This window comes from Paraburkholderia sp. 40 (genome assembly GCF_050434105.1).
Classification (GTDB): Bacteria; Pseudomonadota; Gammaproteobacteria; order Burkholderiales; family Burkholderiaceae; genus Paraburkholderia; species Paraburkholderia tuberum.
Map to the genome: position 1 here is coordinate 578,019 of NZ_JBNPVY010000004.1, position 15,834 is coordinate 593,852.

At 65.3% G+C, this 15,834-nt stretch carries 14 protein-coding genes; 8 read left to right on the plus strand and 6 right to left on the minus strand.

Annotation, left to right across the window (positions count from 1 at the left end; all coding sequences use genetic code 11):
- Positions 1–4: 4 nt before the first annotated feature.
- The 4 genes from OKW28_RS24425 to OKW28_RS24440 all read right to left on the minus strand — a co-directional run bounded on the left by OKW28_RS24425 (position 5) and on the right by OKW28_RS24440 (position 4,074).
- On the minus strand, positions 5–1,156 hold the full coding sequence (locus tag OKW28_RS24425) for a DegT/DnrJ/EryC1/StrS family aminotransferase (protein WP_429449597.1): 1,152 nt from the start codon (positions 1,154–1,156) through the stop codon (positions 5–7).
- Between the two features lie 192 nt (positions 1,157–1,348).
- Positions 1,349–1,720 (minus strand): SMR family transporter, encoded by a 372-nt coding sequence (locus OKW28_RS24430; protein ID WP_013089326.1) that lies wholly within the window; start codon positions 1,718–1,720, stop codon positions 1,349–1,351.
- 24 nt (positions 1,721–1,744) lie between these two features.
- Positions 1,745–3,589, minus strand: coding sequence for a glycosyltransferase family 39 protein (locus OKW28_RS24435; RefSeq protein WP_429449599.1), 1,845 nt, complete (start codon positions 3,587–3,589; stop codon positions 1,745–1,747).
- Positions 3,590–3,699: 110 nt separating this feature from the next.
- Positions 3,700–4,074: an Mth938-like domain-containing protein gene (locus OKW28_RS24440; RefSeq protein ID WP_429449601.1), complete on the minus strand. Its 375-nt coding sequence runs from the start codon at positions 4,072–4,074 to the stop codon at positions 3,700–3,702.
- A gap of 457 nt (positions 4,075–4,531) precedes the next feature.
- On the opposite strand from OKW28_RS24440, the gene OKW28_RS24445 reads away from it, so the two are divergent.
- The 6 genes from OKW28_RS24445 (at position 4,532) to moaE (ending at position 10,978) form a co-directional block, all read left to right on the plus strand.
- A complete protein-coding gene (locus tag OKW28_RS24445) occupies positions 4,532–5,779 on the plus strand; it encodes a pyridoxal phosphate-dependent aminotransferase (protein ID WP_429449603.1) in 1,248 nt (415 codons plus the stop codon).
- A gap of 90 nt (positions 5,780–5,869) precedes the next feature.
- A complete protein-coding gene (locus OKW28_RS24450) occupies positions 5,870–7,201 on the plus strand; it encodes a homoserine dehydrogenase (protein ID WP_429449604.1) in 1,332 nt (443 codons plus the stop codon).
- A gap of 8 nt (positions 7,202–7,209) precedes the next feature.
- The gene (gene thrC, locus OKW28_RS24455; RefSeq protein ID WP_429449607.1) at positions 7,210–8,661 is read left to right on the plus strand and encodes a threonine synthase; all 1,452 of its coding nucleotides are present in this window, start codon (positions 7,210–7,212) and stop codon (positions 8,659–8,661) included.
- Positions 8,662–8,906: 245 nt separating this feature from the next.
- Positions 8,907–10,142: a molybdopterin molybdotransferase MoeA gene (locus OKW28_RS24460; protein WP_429449610.1), complete on the plus strand. Its 1,236-nt coding sequence runs from the start codon at positions 8,907–8,909 to the stop codon at positions 10,140–10,142.
- A 45-nt stretch (positions 10,143–10,187) separates the two neighbouring features.
- Positions 10,188–10,445, plus strand: coding sequence for a molybdopterin converting factor subunit 1 (moaD, locus tag OKW28_RS24465; protein WP_090804599.1), 258 nt, complete (start codon positions 10,188–10,190; stop codon positions 10,443–10,445).
- Positions 10,446–10,501: 56 nt separating this feature from the next.
- Complete coding sequence (gene moaE, locus OKW28_RS24470; protein ID WP_429449612.1) at positions 10,502–10,978, plus strand: molybdopterin synthase catalytic subunit MoaE; 477 nt, start codon at positions 10,502–10,504, stop codon at positions 10,976–10,978.
- Positions 10,979–11,052: 74 nt separating this feature from the next.
- On the opposite strand, the gene OKW28_RS24475 is transcribed toward moaE, so the two are convergent.
- Positions 11,053–11,607: a group III truncated hemoglobin gene (locus tag OKW28_RS24475; protein ID WP_429449614.1), complete on the minus strand. Its 555-nt coding sequence runs from the start codon at positions 11,605–11,607 to the stop codon at positions 11,053–11,055.
- Positions 11,608–11,873: 266 nt separating this feature from the next.
- Between OKW28_RS24475 and OKW28_RS24480 the strand changes: the two genes are divergently transcribed.
- Both OKW28_RS24480 and clpB read left to right on the plus strand, forming a co-directional pair.
- Entirely contained in the window at positions 11,874–12,404 is a 531-nt protein-coding gene (locus OKW28_RS24480; protein ID WP_429449615.1) for an Rrf2 family transcriptional regulator, read from the plus strand.
- Between the two features lie 171 nt (positions 12,405–12,575).
- Positions 12,576–15,173 (plus strand): ATP-dependent chaperone ClpB, encoded by a 2,598-nt coding sequence (gene clpB / locus OKW28_RS24485; RefSeq protein ID WP_090804607.1) that lies wholly within the window; start codon positions 12,576–12,578, stop codon positions 15,171–15,173.
- Positions 15,174–15,352: 179 nt separating this feature from the next.
- On the opposite strand, the gene OKW28_RS24490 is transcribed toward clpB, so the two are convergent.
- Entirely contained in the window at positions 15,353–15,784 is a 432-nt protein-coding gene (locus OKW28_RS24490; RefSeq protein WP_018418148.1) for a YidB family protein, read from the minus strand.
- Between the last annotated feature and the right edge of the window lie 50 nt (positions 15,785–15,834).

Genomic DNA, 15,834 nt, shown 5'->3' on the forward strand with positions numbered 1-15,834 from the left:
CCGCTTATTTTCCGTAGTGTTCGCAAATTTCGTTGACCGCGCGGCACACGCGCTCGACGTCGCCTTCGTTCATCAGCGTGAAGAGTGGCAGCGTGACGGTGGTGGCGCCGAAGCGCTCCGCGTGCGGGAACATGCCTTCCTTGAAGCCGCGCGCGCGGTACAGGGAAAACAGGTGCAGCGCCGGGTAGTGCACGCCCGAGCCGATGCCTCGCTCCTTCAGCTCGCCCATGAAGCCGGCGCGGTCGATCGACAGTTTTTCGAGCGGCAGCGTGATCTGGAACATGTGCCAGTTGCTGTTTTCGAAGTCCGCGGGCGGCAGGCCGACGCCGAGCTTAACGGCCGCGCCGCCTTCGAGTTGCGCGAAGTACGCGCGCACGAGCTTCTTGCGCTGCGCGATGAAGCGCTCGAGATGCGGCAGCTGGCCGAGGCCGACACGCGCGGCGACGTCGGTCAGGTTGTACTTGCCGCCGAGCACGTCGCAGTCCATGCCGTCGAAGCCGGTGCGCGTGATGCCCTGCAGCCGGTACTTCTGCGCGAGCACCGCTTCTTCCTCGTTGTTCAGCACCAGCGCGCCGCCTTCGACCGAGGTCAGGTTCTTGTTCGCGTGGAAGCTGAACGACACGATGTCGCCGAGCTTGCCGATGCGCTCGCCGTTCCAGGTGGAGCCGAATGCCTGCGCGGCGTCTTCGATCACGCGCAGCTCGTGCGCGCGGGCGATCCCGTACAGACGGTCCATGTCGACCGGCAGGCCCGACAGGAACACCGGCAGCAACGCCTTGGTGCGCGGCGTGATCGCTTTTTCGAGCAGGTCGAGATCGATGTTGCGCGTGATCGGGTCGATGTCGGCGAACACTGGCGTCGCACCGGTTTCGAGGATCACGTTGCAGGTCGACACCCAGGTGGCCGGCGTCGTGATCACTTCGTCGCCGGGACCGACGCCGGCGATGCGCAGGCCGATTTCGAGCGTCGCGGTACCGGAATTGAAGGTGCGCACCGGGCGGCCGCCGCAAAACTCGGACAGCGCGGCCTCGAACTTCTGGTTCTGCGGGCCGGTGGTGATCCAGCCGGAACGCAGCACGTCGGCGACGCCCTGGATCGTTTCCTCGTCGATCTCGGGTTTGACAAACGGCAAAAACGGGACTTGTGACTGGCTCATGAATGCATCGCTCGATTGAAAGGGGCGCGGCCCGACGGGCGCGAAGTACGATGGGCGCGAAGTAAACCACAAACTACCCGCAAACCCAAGGCCGCGGCTTAAAAAACGCAACCGCACAGCTTACCGCGGACTACCTTACGTCTCGCTTAGGCGGCGCGTGTGCCGCGCGGGCTCCTGCGCGAGGCGCCGCGCCTAGCTGCGCGCGAGCACGACCACGCCGACGAGAATGATGCCGATGCCGACCAGCTTCTGCACCGACATCACTTCGCCGAACAGGTACCACGCGGCGATCGCATTGACGACGTAGCCAAGTGACAGCATCGGATAGGCGATCGACACGTCCACGCGCGAGAGCCCGATGATCCACACCGCCACGCTGATCACGTAGCAGGCGAGTCCGCCGATGATCGGCGGCTGGGTTGCCAGCTTGAAGCCGATGGGCAGGATGTTCGCACGGGTGAATTCGAAGTGTCCAACGGCATTCGTGCCGGCCTTGAGCAGCAGCTGCGCGCCGGCGTTAAGCGTGACGCCGGCCAGGATGCAGAACAGGGAAATCGGGTTCATCGAACGGTCTGGTTCTCGAAAGGGTTAGGGCTTTGCCGCGGGCGTGGAGACGGGGGCCGGCGTGGCCGATGCCGCGGGCCTCACTTCCACGACTGCCGAGGCGGCATTAGCGGGGGTAGCGGGTGCTGCTGCCGCCGCTGCGGCCGGGGCGGCGGCAGCAGCCGCGTCGGCGAGCGGCTTCATCACCACCACGCGGCGCGGATCGCGCGCGATCACCTGCATCGGCACGCCTTGCTTCACGAGGCGGTCGTAGGTCGGCGGCGGGATCAGCGCGAGCGCGTAGCGATCGGCCTTCCAGCGCTCGATCCACGCGTCGACCGTCGGCACCCATTTTTGCGGCTCGACGGACACGCCGAATGCGAGCTCGTCCGGGTGCGCGACCATGATCATCGTGTGGCCGATGTAGAACGGCAGCGTGTGGTCGAGCACGCCGACCGAGTAGAACGGCGTGTCGGGCGGCAGCTTCGCGAGCTCGGCCTTGATCGCGGGCGCGAGCGGCGCGCCGGAGCTCAGGCGCCCGAACACGTCGTGGCCGGTGCCCGCGATGGTGCCGAGCAGCAGCCAGCCCGCGCCGAACGCGGCGAGGCTGCCGAGACCGACTCGCGCGTTGGCGCCCACGCCGCCCTGGCCGCGGCGGTTCAGCCACAGCGCGAACAGCGTGAGCACGAACGCGACGGCTAGCGCGGCGAGCACCCACACGCGGTATTCGGCATACAGCTCGGCTGGATTGCGCGCAGTGCCGAAGCGCGGCAGGAACAGCGCCGCGAACGCGGCGACCACGAAAAACAGCGCGTAGCCCGCCAGATGCCGGCGCAGCTGCTCGCGCGTGACGAGCGGCAGATACATGCCGATCAGCATCGCGATCGGCGGCGCGATCGGCAGCGTGTAGGACAGCAGCTTCGAGTGCGACGCGCTGAAGAACAGGAAAATGAAGACGATCCACGTGAGCATCAGCGTGACCGGCGCGAAGCCGTTCGGCTGACGCGGCTGGCGCCACGCGTGGCGCACGCTTTGCACGGTTACCGACAGCCACGGCAGGAAGCCCACCAGCAGTACTGGCACGAAGTAGTAGAACGCGCCGGGGCGATTCTGCTCGGGCGTCAGATAGCGCTTGAACTGCTGAACGACGAAGAAGAAGTTCAGGAATTCCGGATTGCGCTGCTGCACGAGGACGAACCACGGCGTCACGATCGCGAAAAAAACGATCAGCCCGCTCACCAGATGCAGACGCTTCCATAGCGCCCAATCGCGCGCGATCAGCGTGTAGAGCACCAGCGCCGCGCCTGGCAGGATCAGCCCGACCAGGCCCTTCGAGAGCACCGCCAGCGCCATCGACGCCCAGCACACCCACATCCAGCCGCGCACGCATGGGGGCCGCAGGTTCGGGCGCTGGGCGAGCAGCAGCGCGCACAGCGTGAGCGCCATCCAGAGCGACAAGCCCATGTCGAGCGTATTGAAGTGGCCCATCAGGTTCCAGTACGGCGAACAGGCGAGCACGAGTGCCGCGAACACGCCGGTCGCCGCGTTGAACACGCGGGCGCCGGTAAAGCCGATCAGCAGCACGCCGGCGAAGCCCGTCAGCGCGGTGTAGAGGCGCGCCTGCCATTCGCCGATGCCGAACCACGCGAACGTCAGCGCGTTCGCCCAGGTTTGCAGCGGCGGCTTCTCGAAGTACTTGTAGGCGTTGTAGCGCGGCGTGATCCAGTCGCCGGTCACGAACATTTCGCGCGCCATTTCGGCGTAGCGGCCTTCGTCGCTCGGCAGCAGATGGCGCCAGCCGAGTGGCACGAACCAGATCACGGCGAGAACCAGCACCAGCAACAGGATCGCGGTGCGGTTGAGCGGTAGCCTCGACGGCGTATCGTTCATGAAATATCAACCCTTCTTGTTATCGACGGCGCGCGCACGGGCGCGACGCGGGGGGCCAGAACCGGGCCGGCCGGGTGCGCCGGCGCGGGATGCGCCGGCGCCGGGCACGCTCAGGCCTCGATCAGCAACGCGGCCGCGACCTTGCGGCCCTCGGCCATCAGAATGTTGTAGGTGCGGCAGGCGGCCTTGAAGTCCATCGTTTCCACGCCGATGCGTTTCGCTGTCAGCGCGGCGGTCAGGCGCGGGTGCGGAAAGCGCAGCCGCTCGCCGCTGCCGAACACGACCACTTCGGGCGCGGCGTCGGCCAGCATCGCGAAATGCTCGGCGCTCAACTGCTCGAATGACGAGACGGGCCAGGGAATGACCGGCGCGTCCGGCAGCACGAGAATACTGCCCGCGTGACGCACCAGATTGATTTCGACGTAGTCCGCGCCGTAGCCGGTAACGGTATTGAGCGCGCCGCTGGAATCCTGATGTAATTTCAAATTGGTTTTCCGAAGTCGTCGTGAGACGTCATGCGTGTTGTCGGCCTGGCTGCACGTCGCACAGGCCGCGCGGTTCGACGCGTGTGACACACGAGAAGGCCGAAAAGGCTTGCCGATGCGGGTGGTGCATTGCGGAAGTCGGCCAAAATCCGCTAAATTATAACTTTTTAGCCGCCTTGCGGCGCCCCTCGCTCAAGTGCCGCCACAAGCCGCGCTGGGCGCATCGGCGTGGCCCACCGGCTACCTGGGTTGGCATCGCCCGCTTTCGCTGCATTTTTTCCCACACGCCGGAACCCGGAAAGCGCGGCCGCTCGACAGTTCGACCCCATTTCGCGGCTGGCCGCCGTCGCCGGCGCCGCCGCGTCCGAATTCCCCGTAGCGGTGAATCCGAGCGGCCCGGCGTCGTCAGCCAGGCCCCGTTTGCCCAAGGTTTGCCCCAGCCATCAACCAGGATGAAGTGCCCGCCGTGAAACCGATTCTCAAATCCAACAAGTTGTTGAATGTCTGCTACGACATTCGCGGGCCCGTCCTCGAACATGCGAAGCGGCTCGAAGAAGAGGGTCACCGCATCATCAAGCTGAACATCGGCAATCTGGCACCGTTCGGCTTCGAGGCGCCGGACGAGATCATTCAGGACATGATCCTGAACCTGCCCAGCTCGTCGGGCTACTCCGACTCGAAGGGCGTGTTCGCCGCGCGCAAGGCGATCATGCACTACACGCAGCAAAAGGGCGTGCACGGCGTCGAGCTGGACGACGTCTACATCGGCAACGGCGCGTCCGAGCTGATCGTGATGGCGCTCCAGGGCCTCGTCAACGACGGCGACGAAGTGCTGCTGCCCGCGCCCGATTACCCGCTGTGGACCGCCGGCGTGAGCCTCGCGGGCGGCACGCCGGTGCACTACATCTGCGACGAGTCGAATAGCTGGATGCCCGACCTCGATGACATCCGCGCGAAAATCACGCCGAACACGCGCGCGCTGGTCGTGATCAACCCGAACAACCCGACCGGCGCGCTGTACTCGGACGAACTGCTGCTCGGCCTGATCCAGATCGCGCGCCAGCACGGCCTCGTGATCTTCGCCGACGAGGTCTACGACAAGATCGTCTACGACGGCAAGAGGCACACGTCGATGGCGTCGCTGTCCGAAGACGTGCTGACCGTCACGTTCAACAGCCTGTCGAAGAGCTACCGCTCGTGCGGCTATCGCGCCGGCTGGATGGCCGTTTCGGGCCTGATCGGCGAAAACCGCCGGCTCGCGAAAGACTATCTGGAGGGGCTCGGCATCCTCGCGTCGATGCGGCTGTGCCCGAACGTGCCCGGCCAGTACGCGATCCAGACCGCGCTCGGCGGCTATCAGAGCATCAACGACCTGATCGTGCCGGGCGGGCGCCTGTACAAGCAGCGCGAGCTCGCCTACGACATGCTGACGGCGATCCCCGGCGTGAGCTGCGTGAAGCCCGAGGCGGCGCTGTACATGTTCCCGCGCCTCGACCCGAAGGTGTATCCGATCCAGAACGACCAGCAGTTCATCCTCGACCTGCTGCTCGAAGAGCGGGTGCTGCTCGTGCAGGGCACCGGCTTCAACTGGAAGACGCCGGATCACTTCCGTGTCGTGTTCCTGCCGAACGTCGACGACCTCGCGGATTCGATCAACCGGATCGCGCGCTTCCTCGACGGCTACCGCAAACGTCACACAGCCTGAGCCGGCCTCGCGTACGATGTGGCGCGTGAGGCGCGCCGCTCGTGCCACCCCCGACACCCTTTTCAAACCTCTACTAGAAACACACGCTGCATGGAACCGATCAAAGTTGGACTGCTGGGCTTCGGCACGGTAGGCAGCGGGACCTTCACGGTACTGCGCCGCAATCAGGAAGAAATCAAACGTCGCGCGGGTCGCGGCATCGAGATTGCGCGCATTGCCGTGCGCAACCCGGCCAAGGCGACCGCGGCGCTCGGCGGCGAAGCCGGCAGCGTGGCGCTGACCGATGACTTCAACGCGGTCGTCGACGATCCTTCGATCGCGATCGTCGCGGAAATGATCGGCGGCACCGGCATCGCGCGCGACCTCGTGCTGCGCGCGATCAACAACGGCAAGCACGTGGTCACCGCCAACAAGGCGCTGCTCGCGGTGCATGGCACGGAGATTTTCGAGGCGGCGCGCGCGAACGGCGTGATGGTCGCGTTCGAGTCGGCGGTGGCGGGTGGCATTCCGATCATCAAGGCACTGCGCGAAGGGCTGACGGCGAACCGCATCCAGTACATCGCGGGCATCATCAACGGCACGACGAACTACATCCTGTCGGAGATGCGTGACCGTGGGCTCGATTTCGCGACCGCGCTGAAGGCCGCGCAGGAGCTCGGCTACGCGGAAGCCGACCCGACCTTCGACATCGAGGGCGTCGACGCGGCGCACAAAGCGACGATCATGAGCGCGATCGCGTTCGGCGTGCCGGTGCAGTTCGACCGCGCGTACGTCGAAGGCATCAGCAAGCTCGCCGCGATCGACATCAAATACGCCGAGGAGCTCGGCTACCGCATCAAGCTGCTCGGCATCACGCGACGCACCGACAAGGGCATCGAGCTGCGCGTGCACCCCACGCTGATTCCGGAGAAGCGCCTGCTCGCGAATGTGGAAGGCGCGATGAACGCGGTCGTCGTGCATGGTGACGCGGTCGGCACGACGTTGTACTACGGCAAGGGCGCGGGCGCCGAGCCGACGGCTTCCGCCGTGGTCGCCGATCTCGTTGACGTGACGCGTCTGCACACGGCCGACCCCGAGCACCGCGTGCCGCATCTGGCATTCCAGCCAGACAGCCTGTCGAACATCCCGATCCTGCCGATCGAAGAAGTCACGAGCGGCTACTACCTGCGCCTGCGCGTCGCCGACGTGACCGGCGTGCTCGCCGACATCACGCGCATTCTGGCGGACACCGGCATTTCGATCGACGCGCTGCTGCAAAAGGAATCGGAGCTCGTCGACGCGAACGGCAAGGGCGAAACCGACATCCTGCTGATCACGCACGAGACGGTCGAAAAGCAGGTCAATGCCGCGATCAGGTCGATCGAGGCGCTCGAGACCGTCGTCTCGCAAGTCACGAAGCTGCGCATGGAAGCGCTGAACTAGGCCGAACTATGAACTACCTCTCCACGCGCGGCGCCGGAGCCGGCGAGCGCCATACCTTCTCCGAGATCCTGCTCGGCGGTCTCGCGAAAGACGGCGGCCTGTATCTGCCGGCCGACTATCCGCGCGTCACCGCGGATGAACTCACGCGCTGGCGCACGCTACCGTACGCGGATCTCGCCTTCGAGATCCTGTCGAAGTTCTGCGACGACATTCCCGGCGCCGACCTGCGCGCACTGACGCGCAAGACCTATACGGCGGCGACCTACTGCAACGTGCGCGACGACGAAAGCGCCGCGCAGATCACGCCGCTGAAGACGCTCGGCGTCGAAGCCGGCGCGCCGCTGTCGCTGCTCGAACTGTCGAACGGTCCGACGCTCGCGTTCAAAGACATGGCGATGCAGCTGATCGGCAACCTGTTCGAGTACACGCTCGCGAAGCATGGCGAAACGCTGAACATTCTCGGCGCGACGTCGGGCGACACCGGCAGCGCCGCTGAATACGCGATGCGCGGCAAGAAGGGCATCCGCGTGTTCATGCTGTCGCCGCACAAAAAGATGAGCGCGTTCCAGTCCGCGCAGATGTACAGCCTGCAAGACCCGAACATCTTCAACCTCGCGGTGCAAGGCGTGTTCGACGACGCGCAGGACATTGTGAAGGCGGTGTCGAACGATCACGCGTTCAAGTCGAAGTACAAGATCGGCACGGTCAACTCGATCAACTGGGCGCGGGTCGTCGCACAGGTCGTCTACTACTTCAAGGGCTACTTTGCCGCGACGAAGTCGAACGCCGAGCGCGTGTCGTTCACGGTGCCGTCGGGCAACTTCGGCAACGTGTGCGCGGGCCATATCGCGCGCATGATGGGTCTGCCGATCGAGAAGCTCGTCGTCGCGACCAACGAGAACGACGTGCTCGACGAGTTCTTCCGCACTGGTATTTACCGCGTACGCAAGGCGGCCGAGACGTATCACACGAGCAGCCCGAGCATGGACATCTCGAAGGCATCGAACTTCGAGCGCTTCGTGTACGACCTGCTCGGCCGCGATCCGGCGCGCGTGCTGCAACTGTTCCGCGACGTCGAGGAGAAGGGCGGTTTCGATCTCGCGGCGAGTGGCGACTTCGCGCGCGTAAAGGAGTTCGGTTTCGTGTCGGGCAGCAGCAGCCACGACACCCGCGTCGACACGATCCGCGACGTGTTCCAGCGTTACGACATGATGATCGACACGCACACGGCCGACGGCTTGAAGGTCGCGCGCGAGCATCTGCAGCCCGGCATTCCGATGATCGTGCTCGAGACCGCGCAGCCGATCAAGTTCGGCGAGACGATCCGCGAGGCGCTGCTGCGCGAGCCGGAGCGCCCGGCGGCGTTCTCGGGGCTCGAGTCGCTGCCGCAGCGCTTCGAGGTCGTGCCCGCGGATGCGCAGCGGGTGAAGGACTTCATCGTTGCGAATACCGGCGAATAAGGGCGAGCGGGCCGCGTGAGCCGTTTTACGGCTCACGCGGGATGCCGCGTCGCTTCAGGTTGATCGACGCCCACGCCCGCACTACGGGAAAACGCTGGCCGCACCCTCCGCGGCCACGCATCGAAAAACACAAAAAGCTCCCCATAACGCCCGGCCGCCCAGGCTAACGGCATCGGCCGCTACAATGTTCTTTTAACCTGCGGCTTCCACCCCCCCAGATGTCCACACCCACGCCCCGCGCCCCGATGCTCGCCACTGCCGATGCGCTGGCGATCCTGCTCGACGCCGCGCGCGCGCTCGACGGTATCGAAACGCTGCCGACGCTCGACGCGCTGAATCGCGTGCTCGCCACCGACGTCACGTCGCCGCTCGACGTGCCGCCGATGAACACGAGCGCGATGGACGGCTACGCGGTCCGCATCGCCGATCTCGCGCACGGCAGCCGCCTGCCGGTCTCGCAACGCATTCCGGCCGGCCATGCGCCGACGCCGCTCGCGCCCAATAGCGCGGCACGCATCTTCACCGGCGCGACGGTGCCCGCCGGCGCGGACGCGGTCGTGATGCAGGAGCAGACCGAGGTGGCTGGCGACGAGGTGACGATCGTGCATCGTCCGCAGGCGGGCGAGTGGATCACCGCACAGGGCGCCGATATTCGCGCGGGCTCGGTGATCCTGCCGGGCGGCACGCGGCTCACGCCGCAGGCGTTGGGGCTTGCCGCGTCGGTCGGATGCGCGCGGCTCGAGGTGCGCCGCCGCGTGAAAGTCGCCGTATTCTTCACCGGCGACGAACTGACGATGCCCGGTGAGCCGCTGAAGCCCGGCGCGATCTACAACTCGAATCGCTTCACGCTGCGCGGCCTGCTCGAGAAGCTCGGCTGCGACGTGACCGACTATGGCATCGTCGCCGATCAACTCGACGCGACCCGCGCGACGCTGCGAGAAGCCGCCGAGGCGCACGATCTGATTCTCACCTGCGGCGGCGTGTCGGTCGGCGAGGAGGATCACGTGAAGCCGGCGGTGGAGGCCGAAGGGCGTCTGTCGATGTGGCAGATCGCCATGAAGCCGGGCAAGCCGCTCGCGTTCGGCGCGGTGCGGCGTGGTGCGGGTGGTGCGGGTGGTGCAAATGGGGGCGAGCCGGCCGAAACGTTTTTCATCGGCCTGCCCGGCAATCCGGTGTCGAGCTTCGTGACGTTCCTGCTGTTCGTGCGTCCGTTCGTACTGCGGCTGGCCGGCGTGCAGGCGGTCGCGCCGCGCGCGCTGTCGCTGCGCGCGGACTTCACGCAGGGCAAGGCCGATCGCCGCAACGAGTTCCTGCGCGCGCGCGTCAATGTGGCGGGAGGGCTCGATCTGTTTGCCAATCAGAGTTCGGCCGTGTTGACGTCGACCGTGTGGGGCGACGGTCTGATCGACAATCCGCCGAACCACGCGATCAGCGCCGGCGAAACCGTGCGCTTCATTCCGTTTTCCGAACTGCTGAACTGAGGCCGGTCGTCCGCGGCATGCGCGGCTTAGACCGGCGGTATCCCGATGAAGATTGAACTCCGATACTTTGCGAGCGTGCGTGAAGCGCTCAATACGTCCGACGAAAGCGTCGAGGTGCCCGACGGCATCGCGACCGTCGGCGATGTGCGCGCGTGGCTGCGCGTGCGTGGCGGCATCTGGGCCGAGACGCTCGCCGAAGGCCGCGCGCTGCGCATGGCCTGCAACCACGTGATGACCGGCGCGAGCACCCGCATCACCGAGGGCTGCGAGGTCGCGTTCTTTCCGCCCGTCACCGGCGGCTGAGCCGCGCTCTCGCACATTACGTTCACGCCAGCGACAAAAGCCCTCAGGAGCCGTCCATGCCCGTTCGCGTCCAGACCGAAGACTTCGACCTCAGCGCCGAGGTGGCCGCGCTGCGCGCGCGCAATCCGAGGATCGGCGCGGTCGCATGCTTCGTCGGCACCGTGCGCGATCTCAACGAGGGCAGCGCGGTCGAGACGATGGAGCTCGAGCATTATCCGGGCATGACGGAGAAGTCGCTCGAGGCGATCGTCGAGCGTGCGCGCGAACGCTGGCCGGGCATCGAGGTGCTGATCGTGCATCGCGTCGGCAAGCTGTATCCGCTCGATCAGATCGTGCTCGTTGCGACGACGGCCGCGCATCGCGGCGACGCGTTTGCGTCGTGTGAATTCGTGATGGACTATCTGAAGACCGAAGCGCCATTCTGGAAGAAGGAGAAAACCGACGCGGGCGAGCGCTGGGTCGACGCGCGCGTGACCGACGATGCCGCGCTCGCGCGCTGGGGAATCGATTCGGGAAATCGGACTTCGGAGTAAACGAGTCGCGGGCCGCGGAGTTGCGACGGCGCACGCGGCGTCTTTGTGTGAGGGGCGTCGGCGCCGGCCGACGTTCACTCGTCCCGCGAGCGTCCGATGATCGGCACCGGGAACGGCTCCCCAGCCGGCCGCGACGGATGCTCACCATCGTCGTCAACGTCGCCATCTCGCGGCCGACGCTTCGGCGCCACCCGCTCGAGCAGCGCCTGCTGCTCCGGCGGGATCTTGTAATCCCAGCCGAAACGGCTCAGCTGCAGACTCTGCGCGATCCGCAGCGCCGGCTCCATGAAACGGACCGCCGCGGCCGGCTGATAGCGCGATTCGACCGTATCGAGGAACAGATACAGCCAGCGGCTGAAATGCTGCGGCTCGATGCGTTCGAGCGGCTGATGCGCCTGCTGCACGTTGCCGCGATACTGCTTCGCGCCGAGCACGAGGCTGCTCCAGAATGTGCACATCTTCGGCAGATGGTCGTCCCAGCGGTCCGCGAGCTTCGCGTCGAAGACCGGACCGAGCAGCGGGTCGGCACGCACGCGATCGTAAAAGCCATAGACGAGGTCGCGGATATTGGCGTCGGTGGGTTCGGCCGCGCGTTCGACCGGCGGCGCGGCGGGGAAAGACGGATTCATGCGGATTCCAGAAAATTGCGGTTGCCGATGACGGCTGAACTGAACCTTGAACCTCCCGTTTTTCTAACAAACGGTTGATGCGGAAAAAGCTACTATTGCTATCCGAAACAGTTTTGCAACGCGATTCGCGGAACGACGCCCGCCAGCCAGTCATGCCAGCCAGTCATGTTAGGGCGTAGCGCTCGTTCCCGGCAACCCTTGCCTCGACGCGGTTATCGGGACGTACAAGGCACTTGCTCGCAGCCTTTCAAGCTATACCGGGACCTATGAGACTTACCGACTATACGGATTACGCGCTGCGCGTGCTGCTGTACCTCGCGGTGCGGGGCGACGGATTATCGACGATTCAGGACATTTCGCAAGCCTACGGCATCTCGAAGAACCATCTGATGAAGGTCGTGCAGCAGCTGGGCGAGCTCGGCTGGGTCGAAACCGTGCGCGGCCGCAACGGCGGTTTGCGGCTCGGCGCGCAATCGCTGTCGCTGACCGTGGGCGACGTGGTGCGGGTCACGGAAAGCGACTTTGCGCTGGTCGGCTGTCTGCCAGACCGGCAGGGCCAACAGCGGCCTTGCGTCATCACGACGCAGTGCCGGCTGCGTGGCGCGTTGCAGGCGGCGAACCACGCTTTTCTCGCCGAGCTCGACCGTTTTACGATCGGCGAAGTCGCGCAACCGAAAAGTCCGCTCGCGGCGTTGCTCGGGTTAGGCTCCACGATTCAGATGGTGCCGCTGCCGATTACGGTGGCATCGGATAGCACGCGCGGCGGCAGTCCGGCGACGCTGGGCCACAAGAACTAGAACATCCGGCCGGCTCCCCGGGTGCGCAAACCCGCCCGGCCGCGCCACTGGGGAAGGATCGCGGCAGTTCTTGCGCTCAAATGTTAAATAGTTGCGACCGAGGCCAAAAAAGCGCTTGAAACCCTAATAAAACGCCTCATTTTGGTGGTAATCGAAATTGGAGGTCTCTTGATGAGAATCGACAAACTCACCACTAAATTCCAGGAAGCGCTCGCGGACGCCCAGAGTCTGGCGGTTGGCCACGACAATCAGTACATCGAACCCGTGCACGTGCTGGCGGCACTCGTCGCGCAGCAGGACGGCTCCGCTCGCTCGCTGCTGTCGCGCGCCGGCGTGCATGTACAACCTCTACAAACCGCACTGAACGACGCGGTCACGCGGCTGCCCCAAGTGCAAGGCACCGATGGCAACGTGCAGATCGGCCGCGAACTGACCGGTCTGTTGAACCAGGCCGACAAGGAAGCGCAGAAGCTCAACGACACGTTCGTCGCGAGCGAAATGTTCCTGCTCGCGGTCGCCGACGACAAAGGCGAGGCCGGCCGTCTCGCGCGCGAGCATGGGTTGTCGCGCAAGGCGCTCGAAACCGCGATCGCCGCGGTGCGCGGCGGCTCGCAGGTGCATAGCCAGGACGCCGAAAGCCAGCGCGAAGCGCTGAAGAAATACACGATCGACCTGACCGAGCGCGCCCGCGCAGGCAAGCTCGACCCCGTGATTGGCCGCGACGACGAAATCCGCCGTTCCATCCAGATCCTGCAGCGCCGCACCAAGAACAACCCGGTGCTGATCGGCGAGCCGGGCGTCGGCAAGACCGCGATCGTCGAGGGGCTCGCACAGCGCATCGTCAACGGCGAAGTGCCGGAAACGCTGAAGAACAAGCGCGTGCTGTCGCTCGACATGGCCGCGCTGCTCGCGGGCGCCAAATATCGCGGCGAGTTCGAGGAGCGCCTGAAGGCGGTGCTCAACGACATCGCGAAGGACGAAGGGCAAACCATCGTCTTCATCGACGAGATTCACACGATGGTCGGCGCCGGCAAGGCCGAAGGCGCGATGGACGCGGGCAACATGCTGAAGCCGGCGCTCTCGCGCGGCGAGCTGCATTGCGTCGGCGCGACCACGCTCGACGAATACCGCAAGTACATCGAAAAGGATGCCGCGCTCGAGCGCCGTTTCCAGAAGGTGCTGGTGGACGAGCCGTCGGTCGAGGCGACCATCGCGATCCTGCGCGGTCTGCAGGAGCGCTATGAGCTGCACCACGGCGTCGACATCACCGACCCGGCGATCGTCGCGGCCGCCGAGCTGTCGCATCGTTACATCACGGACCGCTTCCTGCCCGACAAGGCGATCGATCTGATCGACGAAGCCGCGTCGAAGATCAAGATGGAAATCGACTCGAAGCCGGAGGAGATGGATCGGCTCGACCGTCGTCTGATCCAGCTGAAGATCGAACGCGAAGCAGTGAAGAAGGAGAAGGACGAAGCGTCGCAGAAGCGTCTGCAACTGATCGAAGAGGAAATCGAGCGGCTCAACCGCGAATATTCGGACCTCGATGAAATCTGGACCGCGGAAAAAGCGGCGGTGCAGGGCAGCGCGCAACTGAAGGAAGAGATCGAGAAGACGCGTGCGGAAATCGTGCGTCTGCAGCGTGAGGGCAAGCTCGAGAAGGTGGCCGAATTGCAGTACGGCAAGCTGCCGGGTCTCGAGGCGCAGCTGAAGGAAGTCACGCGCGCCGAGGCCGAGGAGCAGAACAGTCCGAAGCGTCCGCGTCTGTTGCGCACGCAGGTCGGCGCTGAAGAAATCGCCGAGGTCGTGTCGCGGGCCACCGGCATTCCGGTGTCGCGCATGATGCAGGGCGAGCGCGAAAAGCTGCTGCAGATCGAGTCGAAGCTGCATGAGCGCGTGGTCGGCCAGGACGAGGCGATCAGCGCGGTCGCCGATGCGATTCGCCGCTCGCGCGCGGGTCTGTCGGACCCGAACCGTCCGTATGGCTCGTTCCTGTTCCTCGGGCCGACCGGCGTCGGCAAGACCGAGCTGTGCAAGGCGTTGGCGTCGTTCCTGTTCGATTCGGAAGAGCATCTCATCCGTATCGACATGAGCGAGTTCATGGAGAAGCACAGCGTCGCGCGTCTGATCGGCGCGCCGCCGGGTTACGTCGGCTACGAGGAGGGCGGTTATCTGACTGAGGCCGTGCGCCGCAAGCCGTATAGCGTGATCCTGCTCGACGAAATCGAGAAGGCGCATCCGGACGTGTTCAACGTGCTGCTGCAGGTGCTCGACGACGGCCGCATGACCGATGGCCAGGGCCGCACCGTCGACTTCAAGAACACGGTGATCGTGATGACCTCGAACCTCGGTTCGCAGGTGATCCAGGCGATGGTCGGCGAGCCGCAGGAAGCCGTGAAGGACGCCGTGTGGGAAGAGGTGAAGCTGCACTTCCGGCCCGAGTTCCTGAACCGGATCGACGACGTCGTCGTGTTCCATGCGCTCGATCGCTCGAACATCCAGTCGATCGCGCGGATCCAGCTGCAGCGTCTGCACGAGCGGCTCGCAAAGCTCGACATGCAGCTGGTGGTATCGGACGCGGCGCTCGAGCACATCGGCAAGGTCGGCTACGACCCGCTGTTCGGTGCGCGGCCGCTGAAGCGCGCAATCCAGCAGGAGATCGAGAACCCGATAGCGAAGCTGATTCTGGCCGGCAAGTTCGGTCCGAAGGATGTAATTCCGGTCGAAGTGGACGACGGTAAGCTGCTGTTCGAGCGCGTCGTGCACTGAAGGCGATGGCTTGATGACGCGAAGGGACGATAGCAGGCGAGTCGTTCCCACCAACGTTAAGAAACCGGCAACGAAGGTGACTTCGTTGCCGGTTTTCTTTTGTCCGCCGATTTCAAACCGGTGGCATCATCGTGGAGCGAAGGTCTCTGCAAGTCGCCAGCGCATGGCGCACAGCGTGCTTAAGCGTTGCCCTTGTTGCCGAGCAGCGCCGACAGGCCGCCGAGCGCGCCGAGCACCGTGGTCGCGTTCAGCTTGCCATCGGCCGGCACTTCGCCTTCCGGCGTGGCCGCGTTGACGACGTGCGGCAGGATCTGCGACAGCAGACCCGTCACCTGATCCGGCTGGACGCCGGCCTTGGCGGCGAGACCGGTCACGGCTTCCGAGCCCAGCACGTTATGCAGCGCGTCGGGTGCGATCGGCTGGTTTTCGCCATTGCCGACCCACGACGACACGACGTCGCCGAGGCCCTTTTCCTGGAAGCGCTGGATCAGGCCGTTCAGGCCACCAGGCTGGTTGTTGACGAATTCGAGCGCGGCGGCGATCAGCGCTTGCTGGCCGCCGCCTTCTGGCGATTTGCCAAGCAGGGAACCGATGGTGTCGAGTAGGCTCATGACGGTCTCTCTTGAATGCCGGCGCGTACGACGGCCGGGCGGTTGACGTC